General features: G+C 69.8%; 1 protein-coding gene. It reads left to right on the top strand.

The window, feature by feature from the left end:
- Window positions 1-1,777: beta-glucosidase (locus sphsw_RS06200; protein WP_042466661.1), on the top strand; the 1,777-nt coding region annotated here is incomplete at both ends.

The following is a 1,777-nucleotide window of genomic DNA, read 5'->3' as shown; positions in this document are numbered from 1 at the left end:
TCAACCTGACGCGCGATCCCTGGAACGGGCGCAACTTCGAATATCTCGGCGAGGATCCGCTGCTGGCAGGGTCGATGGCGGGAGCGCATATCGCCGGGGTCCAGTCGAACCACATCGTCTCGACGGTCAAGCACCTCGCGCTCAATGCGCAGGAGACCGGTCGCATGGTCGTCGACGCGCGGATCGGCGAGGCCGATCTGCGGATGAGCGACCTGCTCGCGTTCCAGATCGCGATCGAGCGCGGGAAACCGGGATCGGTGATGTGCGCGTACAACAAGGTCAATGGCGACTGGGCGTGCGAGAACAAGCATCTGATGACCGACGTGCTCAAGCGCGACTGGGGCTATCGCGGCTGGGTGATGAGCGACTGGGGTGCGGTGCATTCGACCGCGAAGGCGGCCAATGCGGGGCTCGACCAGCAGTCGGGACAGGAACTCGACAAGGCGATCTACTTCGGCGCGCCGCTCAAGGCCGCGGTGGCCGACGGCAGCGTATCGCGGGCGAGGCTCGACGACATGATCGTCCGCTATCTGACCGGCCTGATCGAAACCGGCGCCTATGACACGCCGATGCCCGCCGCAGAGGCGCCGATCCCCTATGCCCGTCATGCCACCGTTGCGCAGGACGCGGCGGAAGCGGGGATCGTGCTGCTCAAGAACGACCGCGACATGCTGCCGATCGCGCTCACCGCCAAACGCATCGTGCTGATCGGCGGACGAGCGGACGTCGGCGTGCTGTCGGGCGGGGGATCGAGCCAGGTCCGCTCGGTCGGTGGCGCGCCGATCGAGATCCCGCTGACATCGGGGGCGGCGATGTCGTTCGCGCGCTATACCTATCACGCCTCGTCGCCGCTCAAGGCGATCACCGCGGCGATGCCGGGCGCGGTGGTGACCTTTGTCGACGGCAAGGACACGGATGCGGCGGCGCGCGCCGCCCGCGACGCGGACATGGCGATCGTCTTTGCGACGCAGTGGACGACCGAGGCGCAGGACGTGCCGACGCTGTCGCTGCCCGACAATCAGAACGCGCTGATCGCGGCGGTGGCGAAGGCGCAGCCGCGGACGGTGGCAGTGCTCGAAACCGGCGGACCGGTGCTGATGCCCTGGATCGATGCGGTGCCGGCGGTGCTGCAGGCCTGGTATCCGGGACAGCGCGGCGGCGAGGCGATCGCGAACATCCTGACCGGCAGGGTGTCGCCGTCGGGCCGGCTGCCGATCACCTTCCCCGCCGCCGCGTCCCAGGCGCCACGCCCGGCGCCGGTCGGTCTCGACCGGCTGACGTCGGTCGAGGCGCAGGCGGCCGCCAATCCGGCGAACGCCGCCGCGATCCAGCTCGAAAGCTTTCCCGTCGACTATGTCGAGGGCGCGGACGTCGGCTATCGCTGGTACGAGAAGCAGCGCCAGCGGCCGCTGTTCGCTTTCGGTCACGGGCTGAGCTTCACGAGCTTCGCCTATCGCAACCCGGTGGTAACCGGCGGCCGGCGGCTCAGCGTGACGTTCGACGTCGTCAACACCGGGCGCCGTGCGGGCGCGGACGTCCCGCAAATCTATGTCGCGCAGGCGGCGGCGGACGGGGCGGGGACGGCGACGCCGATGCGGCTGGCGGGTTTCACGCGGCTGACGCTGAAGCCGGGCGAGTCGCGGCGCGTGACGCTGACCGCGGAGCCGCGGGTCGTCGCGCAATATGACACCGCGCTGCCGGGCTGGCGGATTGCCGGGGGCCGCTACCGCGTCGCGCTGGCGCATGATGCCGCGGACCGGTCGCAGCTGCTGACGAC

This window comes from Sphingomonas sp. FUKUSWIS1, from assembly GCF_000733135.1.
GTDB classification, from domain to species: domain Bacteria; phylum Pseudomonadota; class Alphaproteobacteria; order Sphingomonadales; family Sphingomonadaceae; genus Sphingomonas; species Sphingomonas aerolata.
Note: the sequence above shows the minus strand (reverse complement) of the source record. Positions and strands in the feature narration are given on the sequence as shown.